At 45.4% G+C, this 17,381-nt stretch carries 19 protein-coding genes; 8 read left to right on the top strand and 11 right to left on the bottom strand.

Going from position 1 to position 17,381, the window contains the following annotated elements; all coding sequences use genetic code 11:
• Positions 1 to 210: 210 nt before the first annotated feature.
• The 4 genes from E2R66_RS19925 to E2R66_RS19910 all read right to left on the bottom strand — a co-directional run bounded on the left by E2R66_RS19925 (position 211) and on the right by E2R66_RS19910 (position 2,691).
• A complete protein-coding gene (locus tag E2R66_RS19925) occupies positions 211 to 642 on the bottom strand; it encodes an SRPBCC family protein (protein WP_240049356.1) in 432 nt (143 codons plus the stop codon).
• A gap of 94 nt (positions 643 to 736) precedes the next feature.
• Positions 737 to 1,576, bottom strand: a complete 840-nt coding sequence (locus E2R66_RS19920; protein WP_133233673.1) for a sulfurtransferase — start codon at positions 1,574 to 1,576, stop codon at positions 737 to 739.
• Positions 1,577 to 1,739: 163 nt separating this feature from the next.
• The gene (locus E2R66_RS19915; protein ID WP_133233675.1) at positions 1,740 to 2,213 is read right to left on the bottom strand and encodes a ribonuclease H-like YkuK family protein; all 474 of its coding nucleotides are present in this window, start codon (positions 2,211 to 2,213) and stop codon (positions 1,740 to 1,742) included.
• Positions 2,214 to 2,331: 118 nt separating this feature from the next.
• Entirely contained in the window at positions 2,332 to 2,691 is a 360-nt protein-coding gene (locus E2R66_RS19910) for a hypothetical protein (protein WP_133233677.1), read from the bottom strand.
• Positions 2,692 to 2,811: 120 nt separating this feature from the next.
• On the opposite strand from E2R66_RS19910, the gene E2R66_RS19905 reads away from it, so the two are divergent.
• From E2R66_RS19905 to E2R66_RS19895, 3 genes are all read left to right on the top strand, one after another.
• Positions 2,812 to 5,553: a family 78 glycoside hydrolase catalytic domain gene (locus E2R66_RS19905; protein WP_133233679.1), complete on the top strand. Its 2,742-nt coding sequence runs from the start codon at positions 2,812 to 2,814 to the stop codon at positions 5,551 to 5,553.
• 403 nt (positions 5,554 to 5,956) lie between these two features.
• Positions 5,957 to 6,508, top strand: a complete 552-nt coding sequence (locus tag E2R66_RS19900; protein WP_133233681.1) for a cupin domain-containing protein — start codon at positions 5,957 to 5,959, stop codon at positions 6,506 to 6,508.
• 13 nt (positions 6,509 to 6,521) lie between these two features.
• Positions 6,522 to 7,358, top strand: coding sequence for a helix-turn-helix domain-containing protein (locus tag E2R66_RS19895; protein WP_133233683.1), 837 nt, complete (start codon positions 6,522 to 6,524; stop codon positions 7,356 to 7,358).
• 198 nt (positions 7,359 to 7,556) lie between these two features.
• On the opposite strand, the gene E2R66_RS19890 is transcribed toward E2R66_RS19895, so the two are convergent.
• Positions 7,557 to 8,249: an FISUMP domain-containing protein gene (locus E2R66_RS19890; protein ID WP_133233685.1), complete on the bottom strand. Its 693-nt coding sequence runs from the start codon at positions 8,247 to 8,249 to the stop codon at positions 7,557 to 7,559.
• A 344-nt stretch (positions 8,250 to 8,593) separates the two neighbouring features.
• Here E2R66_RS19890 and E2R66_RS19885 point away from each other — a divergent pair, with 344 nt between their 5' ends.
• The 4 genes from E2R66_RS19885 to E2R66_RS19875 all read left to right on the top strand — a co-directional run bounded on the left by E2R66_RS19885 (position 8,594) and on the right by E2R66_RS19875 (position 10,110).
• Entirely contained in the window at positions 8,594 to 8,929 is a 336-nt protein-coding gene (locus E2R66_RS19885) for a DUF4406 domain-containing protein (RefSeq protein WP_133233687.1), read from the top strand.
• Between the two features lie 145 nt (positions 8,930 to 9,074).
• Positions 9,075 to 9,227, top strand: coding sequence for a hypothetical protein (locus E2R66_RS28430; RefSeq protein WP_158288457.1), 153 nt, complete (start codon positions 9,075 to 9,077; stop codon positions 9,225 to 9,227).
• A gap of 41 nt (positions 9,228 to 9,268) precedes the next feature.
• The gene (locus tag E2R66_RS19880) at positions 9,269 to 9,697 is read left to right on the top strand and encodes a hypothetical protein (RefSeq protein ID WP_133233689.1); all 429 of its coding nucleotides are present in this window, start codon (positions 9,269 to 9,271) and stop codon (positions 9,695 to 9,697) included.
• A 2-nt stretch (positions 9,698 to 9,699) separates the two neighbouring features.
• The gene (locus E2R66_RS19875) at positions 9,700 to 10,110 is read left to right on the top strand and encodes a hypothetical protein (protein WP_133233691.1); all 411 of its coding nucleotides are present in this window, start codon (positions 9,700 to 9,702) and stop codon (positions 10,108 to 10,110) included.
• 3 nt (positions 10,111 to 10,113) lie between these two features.
• Here E2R66_RS19875 and E2R66_RS19870 read toward each other — a convergent pair whose 3' ends face one another.
• Positions 10,114 to 10,896, bottom strand: coding sequence for a hypothetical protein (locus E2R66_RS19870; RefSeq protein ID WP_133233693.1), 783 nt, complete (start codon positions 10,894 to 10,896; stop codon positions 10,114 to 10,116).
• 39 nt (positions 10,897 to 10,935) lie between these two features.
• On the opposite strand from E2R66_RS19870, the gene E2R66_RS19865 reads away from it, so the two are divergent.
• Positions 10,936 to 11,355 (top strand): hypothetical protein, encoded by a 420-nt coding sequence (locus E2R66_RS19865; RefSeq protein WP_133233695.1) that lies wholly within the window; start codon positions 10,936 to 10,938, stop codon positions 11,353 to 11,355.
• Between the two features lie 67 nt (positions 11,356 to 11,422).
• Here the strand turns inward: E2R66_RS19865 and E2R66_RS19860 are convergent, their stop codons facing one another.
• The 5 genes from E2R66_RS19860 to E2R66_RS19840 all read right to left on the bottom strand — a co-directional run bounded on the left by E2R66_RS19860 (position 11,423) and on the right by E2R66_RS19840 (position 17,221).
• Positions 11,423 to 11,893, bottom strand: coding sequence for a hypothetical protein (locus E2R66_RS19860; protein ID WP_133233697.1), 471 nt, complete (start codon positions 11,891 to 11,893; stop codon positions 11,423 to 11,425).
• Between the two features lie 299 nt (positions 11,894 to 12,192).
• Entirely contained in the window at positions 12,193 to 12,663 is a 471-nt protein-coding gene (locus E2R66_RS19855) for a transposase (protein ID WP_133233699.1), read from the bottom strand.
• A 208-nt stretch (positions 12,664 to 12,871) separates the two neighbouring features.
• Positions 12,872 to 13,378, bottom strand: coding sequence for a hypothetical protein (locus E2R66_RS19850; protein ID WP_133233701.1), 507 nt, complete (start codon positions 13,376 to 13,378; stop codon positions 12,872 to 12,874).
• A 335-nt stretch (positions 13,379 to 13,713) separates the two neighbouring features.
• The gene (locus E2R66_RS19845; RefSeq protein ID WP_133233703.1) at positions 13,714 to 15,429 is read right to left on the bottom strand and encodes a S41 family peptidase; all 1,716 of its coding nucleotides are present in this window, start codon (positions 15,427 to 15,429) and stop codon (positions 13,714 to 13,716) included.
• A 979-nt stretch (positions 15,430 to 16,408) separates the two neighbouring features.
• Positions 16,409 to 17,221 carry a lytic transglycosylase domain-containing protein gene (locus E2R66_RS19840; protein WP_240049355.1) on the bottom strand — a complete coding sequence of 271 codons (813 nt, stop codon included), beginning with the start codon at positions 17,219 to 17,221 and terminating at the stop codon, positions 16,409 to 16,411.
• Positions 17,222 to 17,381: the final 160 nt, after the last annotated feature.

Raw genomic sequence — 17,381 nt, 5'->3', positions numbered from 1 at the left:
TGAGGTAATATCTCTTGACCAACATATTTTTAAAATTGTTTAGGGCTCCGTTTACTCTCACACTTTTTCACTTTTTCTTCAAGATTAACACTTCCTTTGTAATTGACAAACATAGGAGGGCGTCGCCGTTTTTTTGATTGCGTTGATTTATGACCAGCCAGTCAGGCCAACATAAACGATAACTGTTGATTTACCGGTAGACGGGAAAGCTTATCGACCCTTATACTCCCCAAACAATTCTACCACCGCTTTCTCGCGGAACTCGAACACCTCTTTTACCTTATTGGCCACAAACAAGCCGTTGGCTAATTGACCGAAGACGCCAAATGGGATGGCGTAGTGCAGCAAATCGGTCATTTCTACACCGCCGGGTATTTCCTTGAAATGGTGCTGATGATGCCATAAGGCGTAGGGCCCAAAGCGTTGCTCATCAACAAAATACTTCCCTTCCTCTACATGGGTTATCTCCGTCATCCAGTTGAGTTTGATACCCAGCAGTGGCGATACCTTGTATGTGATCACCATGCCGGGGTACATCTTTGCCTCGCCATTGTAGGTGCTGGTTACTACAAAGTCCATCTCGGGCGGGGTAATTTTGGCCAGATTATGCGGCGACGAAAAAAAATCCCAAGCCTCTGCCAAGGTGAGCGGTAAATTTTGCTTAATTATTAGTGCATATGTTTTCACGCCGCAAGTAACGGATAATATTTAAGTACAATTTCGTTGTAATGTAAATTTATTTGTCCAATCCTGTACCAATTGGTAAGCCGCGCCTGCTCCATTCGCTCCAGCTTCCTACGTAGAGTTTTGGACCGGTAATACCTGCGTATTCCATGCCCAGCAGCAAATGGCAGGCCGTAACGCCCGATCCGCAATGCACAATCACATCCTGTGGTTTTACTTTGCCTATGGTATCGGCATAAAGGGTAGCCAGCGCATGTTTGGTTAGGTAAGTGCCCTCGGGCGAGAGGCTGTTGCTGTAGAACAAGTTTACCGCACCGGGAATATGCCCTGCAACTAAATCCAGCGGCTCGGTGAGGCCCTGGTAGCGCGCGCTTTCGCGCACATCTATTACCACACGGCCCTCATCTGCGGCAGCTTTTTTCACCTCTTCAATATCAACGGTATTCGCATACGCCGCAGGGATAGGATACGGCTCCACAGCGGCGTTTTGGTACTCATCGTTAGCCAAAGTTAAGCCAGCGTCTATTGCGGCTTTCAAGCCGCCGTTTATCACCTGTACGTTGGCATGGCCTATCGAGCGCAGCATCCACCATAGGCGTGCGCCGCCCATAGCGCCGGCCTTATCGTCGTAAACGATGACATGGCTATCGGGCGTAACACCCCAGCGGGCGAGAGTGTCGGCAAAATCTTCGAGAGCAGGTAGCGGGTGGCGCCCGCCGAAGGCAGCATCGGCCGGTTTAGAGGCGAGGTCAGCATCCAGGCCGGCGAATACGGCATTGGGCAGGTGGCCTGCCAGGTAACGCTCGTGCGCATCGGCCCCTGCGCGTACATCAATGAGGATACTTGAGTTATCTAAAATATGAGGGTCGGTAATTTCAATAAGCGGAGACATGGTGGTAGAGGATATAGATTAAAGAATAGCGTTTAGTTTGTTTTGCCAATCCAAATATCAAACTCCGCACGCTGAATATCAAATAATGAAGGTTGAAATTCATTATTTGCAGCAAGAAAAGCTGTCCTAACCTCTAGTCTCCAGCCTCAAATCACTAAGCTAACTACTGCACCATCTTATTAGCACAGCACGAGCTGGCAAAAGCCTCGGGCTTTGCTTTGAAAACAAAACCCATGCTGAGGATGTAGCCCATAGCCTCGTGCAGGGCCTGGTTGCTCTTGAACATGGGGTTGGTGTTGATATCGGCGTGCACCTCCAGCTCCACATCGTACAGGTCCAACAGGTCGCAGAGTTTGTAGGCGATATCGATAGATTTCTGCACCTCGTTGAGCATACGTTCTTTGATGGTCATCTTTTGGGAGGTACGCTCCTGGTGGATGAACATGAAAGCGCCCCTCGCCTCGCGGATGAAAACGATAACGGTAGCAAAATCGGTAACTGAGCCTTTTACCTGCGAATCGGTGCCGATGCAAACCTTAAGCTTGTTGCCCAGTTGGGTTTCGCGCTCTATGGCACGCTCTACTTCTTCTAAAATGGGTGTTTGGATGATCTCCCCGCTGAATTTTTTCCAGGCCATAAAAATGCATTTAGATGATTTTTAATACGCGACCTTTTTACGGTCTATAAAAATAAGCGATTAACTATTGTTTAAACGTTATATCCACATGATTTATTTGTTAACATTTTATTGATTATTAACAGGTTGCATATTTCAGATGTGCGGATTTCAGATGTGCAAAAGGGGGCGGGTCATTGGGCATTGGGGAGGGGCGATAGGGGGTCGACACTCGCCAATTCTTATCCGGTTTTATTTTATGGACATTTGGGCGAGAACCGGGTGGATTTGGGCTGGATGTCGGTTCCCCACCTCTTGCTTTTTTTACCCCTACGGAGAGGCTTTTTACCGCAAAAAACCGGAGTAAAATCGGTGTTTTTCTGTGTTTTTTGTAAGGCTTTTTACTGCAATTGGCAAAAGCACCTAATTTGCCTGGAATGACCGTTGTTAGCGAAATACAGAGTTTACGGTCAGTAAATAAATTTTCAGTTTTTTCCAACTTTTGCGACCGTTTTTACCTGTGCCATTCCAACTTTTTCTAAGTATTTTCGTGGGCGGTGCTCGTTTACCTGTGCTTATAAAACCGGGGAAACGGCATAGCTATATAATCTCCAAACGGATGCAGAAGACCATTATATTGATGTTGCTTATTTGCGCGGCCATCGGTTCATCGGCGCAAACGGTGGTAAAAGAGGTAAGGTGCGATTACCGCCAACAACCCCTGGGTATCGATAATCCGCTGCCTAAACTACAGTGGGTACTGCAATCCGCCCGGCGTAATTGTTTGCAAAAGGCTTACCGGGTAATTGTTGCCGACGATACCGCCCTCATCGCCAAAAACACCGGTAACATTTGGGATAGCAAAAAAGTAAATTCCGCCCAATCTATTCAAGTTAGCTATGCGGGTAAAAAACTGGTAGCTGCAAAAACCTACTACTGGAAAGTAATGGTATGGGACAACTATGGCCATGCATCGCCCTGGAGCAAAACCGCCAAATGGCAAATGGGGCTGTTAACACCAGGCGACTGGCAAGGTGCGCAATGGATAGGCTACGACAAAATGCCCGATTCGCTGTACATGGTGCCGGCAACGGATAACCCCGGCGATAAACGATGGAACACGGGCAAGGATGTGCTGCCCCTGATGCGCAAAGAATTCCGCCTGCAAAAAGCCGTTAAAAAGGCAAGTATTTTTATAACCGGGTTCGGCCAGTTCGAACTCAACATCAATGGTAAAAAAGTGGGCGACCATTTCCTGGACCCGGGGTGGACACAATACAGCAAACATGCGCTGTATGTAACGTTCGATATTACCAATAACCTGCAAAAAGGCAACAATGTGCTTGGCGTGATGCTGGGCAATGGCTTTTATTTTATGCCCGGCGAACGCTACCGTAAGTTGAAAGGAGCCTATGGCTACCCCAAAATGATTTGCCGCACTTTGATACAGTACACCGACGGCACCGAGCAAAACATCGTAAGCGATAACAGCTGGAAAACCGCCCCCGGACCGGTTACTTTCTCCAGCATTTACGGCGGCGAAGATTATAATGCCAACTTAGCGCAATCCGGTTGGGATAAGCCGGGTTTTAATGATAGCAGGTTTAAAGATGCGGTAATTGTTGATGGCCCGCCCGCATTGGAATCGCAGCAGGAAGAGCCGCTGAAGATCTTCGATCAGTTTGGCGTGAAGAAGATAACGCAGCCCAAACCTGGCGTGTGGGTGTATGATATGGGGCAAAATGCGTCGGCCATACCCATGATAGCCCTTAAGGGCAAAAAAGGTGCGGTGGTAAAACTGACCCCTGCCGAGTTAATAGACGACAAAGGAATGGTTTTACAGGAGGCCGTAGGCTCGCCGGTTTATTTTAACTATACGCTTAAAGGCGGCGGGGAAGAGCACTGGCACCCGCAGTTTATGTATTACGGTTTTAGGTATATACAGGTAGAAGGTGCCGGCCCTGCCGATGAAGTTAAGGCCGGGCAACCCGTTATCACAGAAATTAAAAGCCTGCATACCCGCAACAGCGCCGCTACCATTGGGGAGTTCAGTTGTTCTAACGAGTTGTTTAATAAAACCTTTAAACTGATCGATTGGGCAATAAGAAGCAATACGGCGAGTGTTTTTACCGATTGCCCGCATCGCGAGAAACTCGGTTGGCTGGAAGAAGCGCATCTGGTGGGCAGCTCCATACGGTATAACTATGATATTGCCGGTTTGTGCCGCAAGATCATCAGGGATATGATCAACGCGCAAACGGCCGATGGGCTCATCCCGGATATTGCGCCGGAATACACGCAGTTTGGTGGCGGCTTCCGCGATTCGCCCGAATGGGGTAGTAATGGCATCATTTTGCCTTATTACGTTTACCAATGGTATGGCGATAAGCAGGTGCTGGCAGAGAGTTATAACATGATGCAGCGTTATGCGGCCTATCTCGAAAGAAAAGCCAATAAGCATATTCTGTATTTCGGCCTTGGCGATTGGTACGATATAGGGCCACAAGACCCCGGCACTTCGCAGCTGACTCCCGAAGGCGTTACCGGTACAGCCATTTATTATTATGACCTTACGCTTTTAACCAAAATAGCGCGCATACTGGGCAAAACCGAAGATGCGAAAGCATACGAGGCATTAGGCATTAAAGTGCGGGAAGCCTTTAACCAAACGTTTTACCATGCAGCTACCGGCCAGTACGGCAGCGGTAGCCAGGCTGCTAACGCCATGGCTGTTTATATGGGCCTGGTAGAGGATGCGAACAAAAGTAAAGTGATCGATATGCTGGTGAAGGATATCCGTGCGCACAACAACGGCATTACGGCGGGCGATATTGGTTACCGTTACCTGTTGCGGGTATTGGATGATGCGGGCCGATCCGATGTTATTTTTGATATGAACAGCCGGTCGGATGTGCCGGGTTATGGCTACCAGTTAGCGCAGGGTGCTACGGCACTTACCGAATCATGGGCGGGTAACCGAATCTCGTCTAACAATCATTTTATGCTGGGGCACCTGATGGAATGGTTCTACAGCGGCCTGGGGGGCATCAAGGCTGATACCGGTGCCAATGCATTTCAAAAGATCATCATCAGGCCCGAGGTGGTGGGCGATGTAACCCACACCAAAGCAAGCTTCCAATCGCCATACGGCAGGGTGAGTAACGAATGGCATAAGCAAGATGGGCGTTTTGTAATGACCGTAACTATCCCCGTAAATACCACTGCGGTAGTTTATTTGCCTGCAGGCAAACACAGCAAAATAACCGAAGGCGGTAAAGCCATTAAACCATTGGGATATGAAAACGGCAAAGCAATGCTGCAAATAGGTTCCGGAACGTATCGGTTTACCGTAAGCCCTTAATTGCGGTGTTCGGGGCTTGTGCCCCCTTTGCCAAATAGCCATTGCCAGCGCAGGTGCCAGGCCATGATTTTAAAACCATGCCACCCCATAAGGGCGAAAGCTTGGTAGCCACCCCAAACCGCGCGTGCCGTTGGTCAATGCTATTAAGTTAAGGGAAAGCTGTAGCGTTAATTTCACGCAAAGTCGCGAAGGCACAAAGAATTTTGAGCTTTTACTTTGCGGTCTTGGCGGCTTTGCGAGATAAAAAATCTTAACTTAATAGCATTGGCCGTAGGTACGCAACAAAATGGCGTTCAACACCTAAGGGCCACATCTATTTTCAATATGTCCGTTTTATACCAGTAAACATTGCCGGCCTATGGCAAACTTTGTTTTGATCAATCACCAACCAAAACACAAGTTTATGCAACGCAGGAAATTTTTAACCACAACAGCCCTTGCCACGTTACTGGTCGGCGGCGCAAAAAATCTTTTCGCAAAAACTGCCGCCAGGGCGGGCTTTGTTATCCGCAAGGGGAAGAGCCGCTTTAACGAGCACACCATCATCACCGGCAACTGCCCTGTGGATATCAAGGTATCTGCAAAAGATACCGGCGGCGCTTTAACCGTTAACGAGTACACCGGCCTAACCAAAGGCGGACCGCCGCTGCACATCCACCCCGCGCAGGACGAAGTTTTTTACGTAATGGAGGGCGAGCACCTTTTTCAGCTGGGCAATGAACAGTTTTACCTGCACCCCGGCGATACCATTTTTATACCCCGTAATACGCCGCACGCGCCCTGCCAGCTGAGCGACAGCGGGAAATATTTATTCTTTTTTACACCTTCTGGTAAAATGGAAGATTTTTTCCGAGCTTTAAGTCAGTTAAAACCAGGTTTTACGGCGGCAGAAGCCACCAAAATATTCGAGAGCCACGATATGAAAATTGTGGGGCCGCCGGTATCGCCAAAGTAAAAGCCCATAGCCTATGTCTGTTTACGATTACCGCCCACCCAGCCCTGCCCTGGCAGCCTATGTGAGGATGTACCAGATTGTTGGCTGCAGTTTCCCGGCAAGCATGGCCCAACTGCCGGTTAAAGCCTACTGGCCACGGGCAGAGAACTGCCTCTCGTTTACCCCGTACGACCCTGAATTGGTGGAGTATGGCTTTGATGGTAAACTGATCGCTGCACCCAAGGCAAGGCTAAACAGCCAGCACGTTATAGCCACCAACCGGCACGTGGGCCGCAACTTCTTTGTTTTCCAGGTGGTGTTTCAGCCCGGTGCTTTGTACAGGCTTACGGGCATCTCCGGGCACGAACTCACCAATACCTTCATTGATGCCGAAGCCATTTTTGCGAAAGAGATACGGCTGGTAAACGAGCGACTGTCCAATACCACACACTACACGCAAATGATTGGCATTGTAGAGGGCTTTTTACATTTCGTGGTGGCGCGGAGTAAACGGCGGGCGCTGCCTATTGATAGGGTGAGCAACTACCTGCTCAAAAACCCCAACGGCACATCTTTAGATTGGCTGGCCAGCCAGGCCTGCCTTAGCCAGCGGCAGTTTTACCGGCAATTTGTGCAGCGCGAGGGCATCAGCCCCAAACTGTATGGCCGCATTGCCCGCTTCGAAAACGCCATGAAGATGAAGAATGCCCAGCCCGGGCGCGATTGGTTTAGCATAGCAATAGCCCTGGGCTACTACGATTACCAGCACCTGGCCAAAGACTTTAAGTTTTTTACCTGCCTAAGCCCCACCGAATACGAAAAAGCGGCTGCTAATGGACCCGAAGCCACTTTCGGGATTAGGGAAACGTGAGGGGGGAGAAAGCTTCAGGTCGCTACTTGCGTATGTAGGGTATCCTTGTGCCATTGGAATGGTTCTGCCGCTGCCACCAGCCTCCCGGCTTGTGGCCCGTTTGCAATGTAGCCAGTGTGCAATTGGGAGTGTTGAAACGCGGTGCGGCTATGCTAAGTGGCCACATTGGTGACACTTGCTGGAGCGGGGGCATTCCTCCTAAAAATCGCGCACGAACCGTACCGACTTGGGCTGGTTGTTATTAAGGCCCTGGCCTAAAAAACAACTGAAGCAATGGGTGAAATCATCGCTGCTGGGGGTAACGTACAGGCGGGTTACGATAAACGAATAATAGCTGGCATGCACGTTGGCCTTGCCCGGCGGCAGCGGGGTGGAGGTTAAGAACAGCGCAAGGTTGCCGGGCGTTTCGTTATCCTTATAATCCGTATAATACCCGGCAGGGAAGGCGTTGAAGCCCGAACTGTTGGTGCCCTGCTTATCTTCGGCGCTGCGGACTTCCCAGCCTGTGGCCGACCGCAACGCAAGCGTTTGCTCGTAATCGCCCACGTAGTTGCCGTCGGTGTCCTTCTTGGTAGTGAAATTGCTCATCAGCTTATTGTAATCGGCTATGTTGGGGATGCGCCAGCCGGACGGCAGCTTGAGCTCTGCCAAATCGGCCAGGGTGTAGTACTTTTTATAGTTAGGGTCGGTAGGTATGTTGAATACGGCCTCCCGGCCGCCCGGGCCGTTGTAGTTTACGGATGTCCACTCCTGCCGGCCAATCTTAACGGTAGCGTATTCAGTTCCACTGATGGTAACCTTAGATGTTAAAGGCGTAACCGTGCCGCCCTTTTTGCAGGCCGCGAAGAATAACAAAACGAAAGGGAAGATTAGCAACAGCTTAGGTTTCATGGGCGTGATTTATGGATAGCGCAATTTAGGGGTTTTTGGCGGATTGGAAAGTGGGTGGGGGGGCTTGGGAATGTGATATGTTTTGCAATTGCTGAGGACGAATAGAGGTAATGTCTAAGGACCATAAACGGCAAAGCACCCCGAAAGGCGCTTTGCTGGATTTAAGAATCCGTTTTGAGTGTGTCGCTTTAACCAATTTTTAAAAAGGTTAGCCGCCCCTTCTCCCAACGTATCTCAAACTTGAAATACCTGAGAAACAGGTAGCAAACTACGGCTATCATAAAGAACTAACCCACATTTGAGCAGGCACATAAAGTTAAATAACTAATTATCAATAAACAATAATGGAACAACAAACAGACGAACCAATCGAATTCCCGTCAGGTCGCAGAGTGCCGAGCGTTTACCTGTCCGGGCAAGTAACGGGCGTAAGCGCCCCCGTAATTTATACAACGTTCAGGGCTAAGCAGCTCGAATTAGAGGCATTGGATTTTAAAGTTTTGAACCGATGCGAAGTAATTCCTAAAGGCATGCCCCCGGCGATGGCGCAGCGTGTCGGGCTTGGCATGCTACTAACGGCAGACTTTATTTGTATGATTCCGGGCTGGGATGATTGCGACCAGGCGAAAACCGAACGGGCTTTAGCCCTCAAATTAAACATGCCCTCAATTGACGAATAATTACCTTTTAGGCACAAAAAAGGCACGCCGTGCGGCGTGCCCTATTGTTATCTCATTTTTTTTTGCAAAACATAACGACATCGATAGCGCCCCGAACAACCTGTATAAAGGCGGCCAAAAACATAATTACTTCCATCTGTAAACAATGATGAAAAAAATAAAAAAAATACTGGAATCACACTTTGTGATTCAGCCCAGCTTGAGAGGTTGGGATTACGGCAAAGGAGCTGCCGCCGTGATGATTTTTTTATTAAACGATTATGTGATTGCTTGTAGTGAGACAAGCGTACAAATATAAGCAGCTTTAAATCAAACCATCAATTAAATAGATAAATATTTATGAAAAAAATAGTTCTAACATCCCCAAAATTCAGCGGCAGCATAACGTTCGGCTATAGTGATACCGGCCAGCTGCTTTTCTACCATAACCAAACCGACCTCGACCACGCTAAGAACGAGTGGTTGCTGCCGAACTTGCCAATAATTGAGATTCACCTCCTATCGCTTAAAGCGAAGTTGCAAGGCACTTTAACTGAGGTGCCGGAGGATACGAGCTTTGAGGCATTTTGGGAGGTTTACAATAGGAAAATAAACCGCAAGCGCTCCGAGCCACTTTACGAGAAACTCAGCGCGGGCGACAGGCTGTTAGCCATTACCCGCGCCAAACCTTACCAAAAATTCAGGGCGGGCAAAGGGCAAGAAATAGCCGACCCGGAGAAATATTTACGCGACAGGTTCTTTGATACGAACTGGTCAACAATGAAATAACGATGAATACAGCACAAATAACAAAAGTTCGAACCCTGCTAAGTAAAGCGGGGTTCGACGAAAAGGAAAAAAAAGTGTTCGTAAAGCAGTTAACAGGCGGGCGCACTGATAGCCTCAAGGCTATGAATTATCAGGAAACGCAGGAAATCATCCAGCAGCTTGAGGGTATGGTTGGGCAGGCGGCAACTCCCTTAAAAAAACCGGGCGACGATATGCGAAATAAAATATTGAGCCGGGCGCATGAGATGCACTGGGAGCTACTGAGCGGCAAGGTAGATATGGAGCGCGTTAATAATTGGTGCATCCGCTACTCTGGAAAAAACAAGCCCCTCAATCAGTTCACAGTTGACGAGCTGCCCACTTTAGTAACCCAATTTGAAAGGGCATATCAAAGCTTTTTAAATGGGATTTAAACACTACTGCAATAAGTAATTTTTTGCCAAATTTTTAAACCTAACTTGAGATGCGAGGAGCTCCACCATATTTCTTTGCTTTTCAGGTGTATAGGTTTCTTTCAAAATTTTAACTTCACCCAGAAGTTTTGCCCTTGTATCATGCAAAAACTGTTCTCCCCTTATTTCGCTTGCATATGCGGCCGCCTGGACAAAATCAGTATCGATTTGTTGAATTTTATTGTAATTATTAAGTAGTGCTGGAAAAAAATTGTTTAAACAGTGCCCAAACTTTAATGCTTCTCCTATCAAAGAATAACCGAGTTGGGTACATTCGTGGGCGTCGACCAATAAATCCATGAGGCTATTTGAAAGTTCTGCCTTCTGCTGTAGGACGTTTAATTTTGCTATTTCTGTTTCTATAGTCTCGAAGTTATTGATATTAAACATAGACGGGTGCAATGAGAAGAGCGCACCTGTCCAATTATTAAAATCCGTGTAGAAATTGATAATGGCTTGCTGTGCCTGAGTAAAGTTTTTCCCCTTCCGATCTTTATTCATGTCCAATTCAGAAAGCATTCTGGCATTATCTTTAACAAATTCACTTTTAACAGATTCAACTAATCTTGTAAGCTCTCGGATATCTTCTTTATCTGCTTGATTTTGCCCCTTTTTAATTTGATACCCCTGTTTCCAAAGCATATAAATTTGGATGCCCGATAGAATTAAAGGTATTACAAGCGTGAAAAGAAATGCCAACTGATAGGTTGTAATAGGTTCAGATTTAGGCAAATATTGTAGTAGCATTGGTTTAAGTGTTTCGTGCAATTTAATAACTTTACCGCTATGAAACCTTTTTTACTTTTTTTCGTGGCCATAACGGTGGCCGGTTGCGCCAGCAAAAACGATAGCGGTTGCTTATTCAGCGAGGCCCGCGTAAAGGCGAGCGAAATAACCACTGACAAGCCGATTAACGATGTAACTATAAAAGACTGTTTTAAGGCTACCGGCCCCGATGATATGGGCTTAGTGGAAATTGCGGGCGAGCAAACATCGGACAAATTTAAAGTCAGTTACTACGAACCCGGCGATTCTAATGCGATGGACATGCTCAACGTTAAAATAGGCGGCAAGCTAAGTGAGTGGCGTAGCAAAAAAGGGCACGACATTTATGTCAGAGGCACTACTAAAAGCGATAGTTTGGCGCTTCTGTTCGGCGACAGAACCGGCTCGAAAATAAAAGGTTCTGTGGTGTTTAAAAAATAGGGAAGCAACCTAGCTTCTTCAATCCGGTATATGCATGTGACACGAAGCAGACAAAGTAGCGCGCAGCTTAATTTGACTTTACAAAATCGTCATCCTGTAATTTTTTTAATGCCGATAGTATCCTCTTTACTATCGATTCATATTTCGGCCAATCATATTCTACTATTTTCGATTTATCCCGAAACTCCATCAAAGAAATTATGGCTGATTCATCATGCTTTATTGTATCAACGTAATGAGCAAAAATATTGCGCTCATTATTAAGCAATCTCAATTCTTCTATGAATGCACTGTTTGGCCATGTATTGTTTTTGCTTTTAACAAAATCCGGAGTTTTGCGATCCAATATTGTTTTTAAGGCAGTCCTTTTTGCCTCGAAAGTGAGCCTATTTAAGATAATATTCATAAAATCGTATTTCTTATCGGAATCGATAAAATACGAGGCTATATAAACATCTATGGTCGTTTCCAAAGCTGCAAACTGTGCTAATAAAAAACCTCGATAGTAATGTTTGTCTTTGTGTTTAGGCTCGTCCATTGTGACATTATTTTTGTTTAGTCCCACAATATCACTAATTATTTTTAATAAATTAAGATTGTCCCTCCACTCAACCTGGCGCTAGTATGCAGCGCGGGCCAGGCGGGCAAAGGCGTACTAATGCCTATTACGTGCAATGAGCAAGTTTTTTGCCTGTCCTTCGTGTTATCTCCATACCACTCACGGATACCTTCAAAACCAATAAGTGGTTATATTTTAGTCACCGCAGGGTCTCCTGACAAGGGACCCTGCGGTAACGGATGTTGTTAAATGACGGATGCTTTCATGGAATAGTGCCGCTATAACCAATAGTCGCGGTAATCTGTAATCAAAACATGTTCATGAATAATTCCGTCCACGTAGAAAGCCGCACTGCTGTGAGGATAATCTGTATATTCTTTGCACAGATTCCACTTCCCACTAACCGGGTTATGATGTATGTAATCCAATTTCTGATGTAAAAAAGGCAAAGTGAAGATTGGTTTCGCGTCAAAAGATGTTTCAAATGCCTTGTGCTTTTGCCCTTTTGATTTTTCCGGTTCGCTACAAGCCATCGAAAGTATATTTAACAACTTTTCTTCTTTACGCTGCTCAAGCCTGTCGACCAAAGCATAGGCCATAAACCGTTTGCCGTTTCCAATGATTTTATTTAAGTCGGCTTTATTATCCGGTAGGTATAATATGGCGTGGACGTGATTAGGCATTATCACGAACGCAAATGTTTTTATTTCGTACTTTTCATCAATAAGTTTTAGCCAGTTGTACACCAAATCGTAAGATTAGGTGGTTGCGAACAGCGACAACCAATTGTAGCAGGTGAAGGTTATGAACTAAGTGTTCTCGTCAGATGAATGTTTTGTGCGAATTGCCATGGTTGAATGTACGACTTTTAACTAAATTCGATGCCGCAGGGTCCCTTATCAGGAGACCCTGCGGTGACGTGAATGTCACTACTTGAATTGATCATATCTCAAAGATTTATTCTTTTTTATCAATATTGATTGCAAGGTGATTTCTATCAATTGTCTTTTCAAGGTTTAATTGATGTTCAGACTTATCTTCTAAAGCTACAGCATCTTTGGTCATAATAATGAATGCTTCTTCTTCTCTCAAGGCTCGCTCGGCTGCGAATTCTACGGCGGGAAATTTAAGCCTATCAAAAAAAGAGAAACTATTCATTTTAAGAAATTCATTTGCTGAAAGGTGTAACTCCTCTTTCGCTTTAAGTATAGCTAAGCTATCAACTGAGATGTCGTCAACGATACATTGAAGTTTCAATCGATTTTCGAAGCGAATACATTGATCGCGCGTATTTTTATCGACCACCGAAAATGATATTCCATGATTTAGAATGTAGGTATTTCCTTCACCCCTGCGCCAATTGGAGTAGGTAGTGTAGCTGCGTTCCAGTTCTGAATGATTTTCAAAAAAGTATGGATCAATTGAATAATGAATTATACACTCTTGTTTGTCTACGGTCTTCATAGTTTACTGAATGGAATAATTAAAGATCATATTATTCACGCACAATATCTAGGATGAAACAAAATTTTGCCTGTGGTTGGTGTTATCACCATACCACTCACGGATGCCCTTAAAACCAATAAGTTTATATTGCGTAATGCAACAGAGCGTTGTATTTTTTACCGCTACTTGCACTATGCGCATATTGCGCTGGTTACCCTAAGGACATGACTATTTACCGTCAGCGTGCTCCATTTTGAAATATACGTACGACATGATAACGCAAATATAAACCACCAATAACAGCATCCCGGAGGTGTTATGGTGATAACACCAACCACAGGTTGAAAAGCCGCTTAGGGCCGTTGATCTTTAATGAGCGACACAGCCTTTTCAAGCAATTCATCCCTGTGATCTCTTAAACCTTGCAAAGTTTGATAAACGGTATAATCAGGTACTAAGCCTATTCTTTGTGTTTCGCCGCCGTTTGGATAATAAACACCCAAAACAGTTATCTGCGTAAAAAAACGACCAGGCAATGAAATCAGCGTCGATACATTTCCGTCTGCACCGGCTGTCATGGAACCAACAATTAAAGATTTTGGAGCCAGGCGGAAAGACATGGCAATAAATTCTCCGGTACTTTGTGTTTCCTGATTTACTAAAGTAATAATAGGCCCCTTATAATAATCGTTGGTATCTTTACCGATTAGCATCGGCTTAGAAAAATTAAAGAAACCAGGATACCCCTTAACAGGATTGGTAAACTTCACTAGTGCGGTTTTTCGGGGCAAAATGAATTCGCTTAGCAAATCTCCGGCCGGCTCTTTCGGATACAAACGATTGTCGAAGATTATGCCTTTAGCAAATTTTAGAAATGGTTTTAAGGCCGGTATCTGCGCTCTTTTCAGCGTTCCGATATTTATGTATAAAATACTGTCCGCCCGTAAAAAAAAGGTCGAGTCCTTTTGATACGGGAAGTCATAAATTTTATAAGAAGCCAACGCATTATACCGCTTCCCTTTAAGTCTTAATTCCTTAGTCACGCCGTTTTTGTCCTCAATAGCTATGTTCGCACTTGTATCTTTGATTCTGGTGAGCAACTTGGCGGCGTCCCTCATGAGCGAAGCCTTATTTGAGGCTGATATAAAAGGGATTTTGCTTTTCAAAATTTCATCTACTGCTACCCCGTTTACCGATTTCAGTAAATCTCCGGTTTGGATTGTTTTGTCGGTTACTTTAGGGTCCGGATAATAAATAACAGCCTGGCCCCCGATTATCTTTACACGGATGGGCAATTCCCACTTACCATTTTTCTCGTCAATCTGGCTGCCAATAACCGTCGAATGGGAATCTTCTACGGAGGCAATCATACGCTGTATAGCAATAGTATAGTCGGTATCAGATTTACTGCTGCTTACATCTGTGATAAATTTGCTTAGCAATGATTCCCATTTGGGCGAAATAAGGTATTTATATGGATACCAATATTCTATAACATTCCAGAATTTATATACAGCCAGCATCTTTAACTCCTGTGAGATATTGCTGCTTTCCGTATAATTCGTTTCATGTTCAAAAAGCGGATAACTTACGCCATCATCGTTGAGGATTTTGACGTAGTGCGCTCCAACATTGGAAGGTGATTCACTTAATTTCGTCAATACAGCGACGAGCGCCGGCGACAGTCTGCTATTGCGTATCCACTTGAAGTTGGGTTTAAGTTTGATGTTTGGGATGAGTGAATCATTTGGGAGACCGGAAGACAGCGCACCGAGATCATTGATCCATTGTAACAGCAATTTGTTTCGTCCGGCTATAGTTAAACCGGAGGTGTATTGCGGAAGGAATTTTAGCAATTCAGCGTCCCAATCAAATTTACCATTCGTAATTGCGGGATGGTAATACTTTAAGAAGCCCCAAATCTTGCCTAATAGTACCAGGTCTTCGGTTTGGGTGCGTTCAGCAAAAATCGTCAGATCCTTCGGTTTTCCTGACCAAATAATAGAAGAACCAGCGGAACTATACTGATAAGAGAATAATATGAATAGAACGACTATTATTTTTTTCATAGGAGTCTATAAATTGTGATAAGTGGTTTGCTTGAACTTTATTCTCACGCCTGGCTGCGCATTGTAGCCGTAATTTCAAGCGTTAAAATAGAAAACGATGTGGGATGACAACAGGCGAAAGCCAATTTTAGAGGCAGAAAAAAAAGTGGCAATTTCAATCTTTTTGACAGCTTTTGCGATAATTCCGCTATCGGTTCTTTAATCATTTTGTAAGTGTAATAAGTTTAGATAGCTAAATATAATGGTTTTACACTGATGTCTGTCCATATAAAAATTATTTTATTTTTGCCAGTGGTTAGTGTTATCAGGCTGACCGAGAATTATTTTTAGAATAGTTACAGTTTGATCCAATTTTCGGATCTTTTTTTGCCTGTGGTTTGGTGTTATCACCATACCACTCACGGATGCTCTCAAAACCAATGAGTTGTTATATTGCATAATGCAACAGGGCATTGTGTTTTTTACCGCTACTTGCCCTAATTGCATATTACGCTTGTTACCCGATGTATATAACTATTTACCGGCAGCGTATCCATTTTGAAATACACGGACCGACATGATAACGCAAATATAAACCACCTATAACAGCATCCCGGAGGTGGTATGGTGATAACACCAACCACAGGCTGAAATTACATGCCCGCCTTGCATATCTAGCAAGGTTTTTTCACTTCGTTCAAGAGTCAGTTCTCGTTGCTGTGCTTCCCTCGTGACAACGGGTTATAGCGGTGAGGTGTGGTTTTCGAAAAATCAAGTGCATCCTTTAATCCCACGAATCAAGGTTCAGACAATAGCCGCGCCGAAACCCACCCCGCCTTTGCGCGCACCCCTACGCACGCCCCTCCCGAGAGGGGAATTGAAGAAAAAAAATCCCCGTAATCCCTCAAATCTGCTTAATCCCGGTTCAGACAAAAAAAGCCGCCCGCGTACTGCGAACGGCTCTGTCATGTGCTCCGTAATTTTTTAATGAATTACAATTTTAGTTGGCTGCTGCCAACAGGTAGTTGGGTACGGCATCTTGCTTTTGCAGGTAGCTGTAATAGTTTTTGTAACCGTACTTGCGGGGGTGATTGATCACCTCTTTCATGGCAATTAGCTTGTACACGTAGCTGCCGGTTTCGCGGTTAAGGCTCATGCGGAAGTAATTGTCTTCATTTTGCCTGTTAATGGCGCGGTTAAGCTTAATGCTGCCGTTGTTGTAGGCGGCTGCCGCAAGCGTCCAGCTGTTGAATTCGCCATACAGTTCTTTAATGTACTTGCAAGCCGCGATAGTTGATTTACGCACGTTAAGGCGCTCGTCTACTCCGCCGCGCACTTTCAGTCCGTAGGTGCGTGCGGTACCGGGCATAAACTGCCAGATGCCACGTGCGCCCTTGGGCGATGTGCCTTCGCATAAGCCGCTCTCTACCAGGGGCACAAACTTAAAGTCTTCGGGGATACCGTAGGCTTTCAGGATGGGCTCGATGATGGGGAAAAGCTTTTCTGCTTTCATGTGTAGCATGTTCGATTGAACAAACTTGAACCTGTTTTTAGTGATGGATTTCTGAAGTTTAAGATCTACCCGTTTGTCGTTAAGCGGTATGGCTTCATCGGCAAAGCTAAAGATGCTTTCAACAGCGTCGGGCCGGTAAAATACCAGGGCCGTTGCGGCATTAGCTACTTTGATTTTGGGGGTAGTTTTTGTTGTAAGTACAGGTTCTGTACCGAAGATGTTGAGGGCGGAAATGATAACCAGCACCAGCATTACGGAGCACGTAATTAAGTGATTTTTACGCATTTCAATTTTACTCATTTATATTAACATTTGGTATAATGTGGGGCAAAGGTATGTCATACAAATCACATTGTCAACTACTTAGTAGGGGGATAGTGTGCTGACCGCTTTTCAAAACCGTCCAAAATCGCGCTTTAAAGTGCTTTAAACCGCGATTTTGAACCGCTGAGGTTTTTTG

It is taken from the genome of Mucilaginibacter psychrotolerans (assembly GCF_004519315.1).
Taxonomy (GTDB): Bacteria; Bacteroidota; Bacteroidia; order Sphingobacteriales; family Sphingobacteriaceae; genus Mucilaginibacter; species Mucilaginibacter psychrotolerans.
Note: the sequence above shows the minus strand (reverse complement) of the source record. Positions and strands in the feature narration are given on the sequence as shown.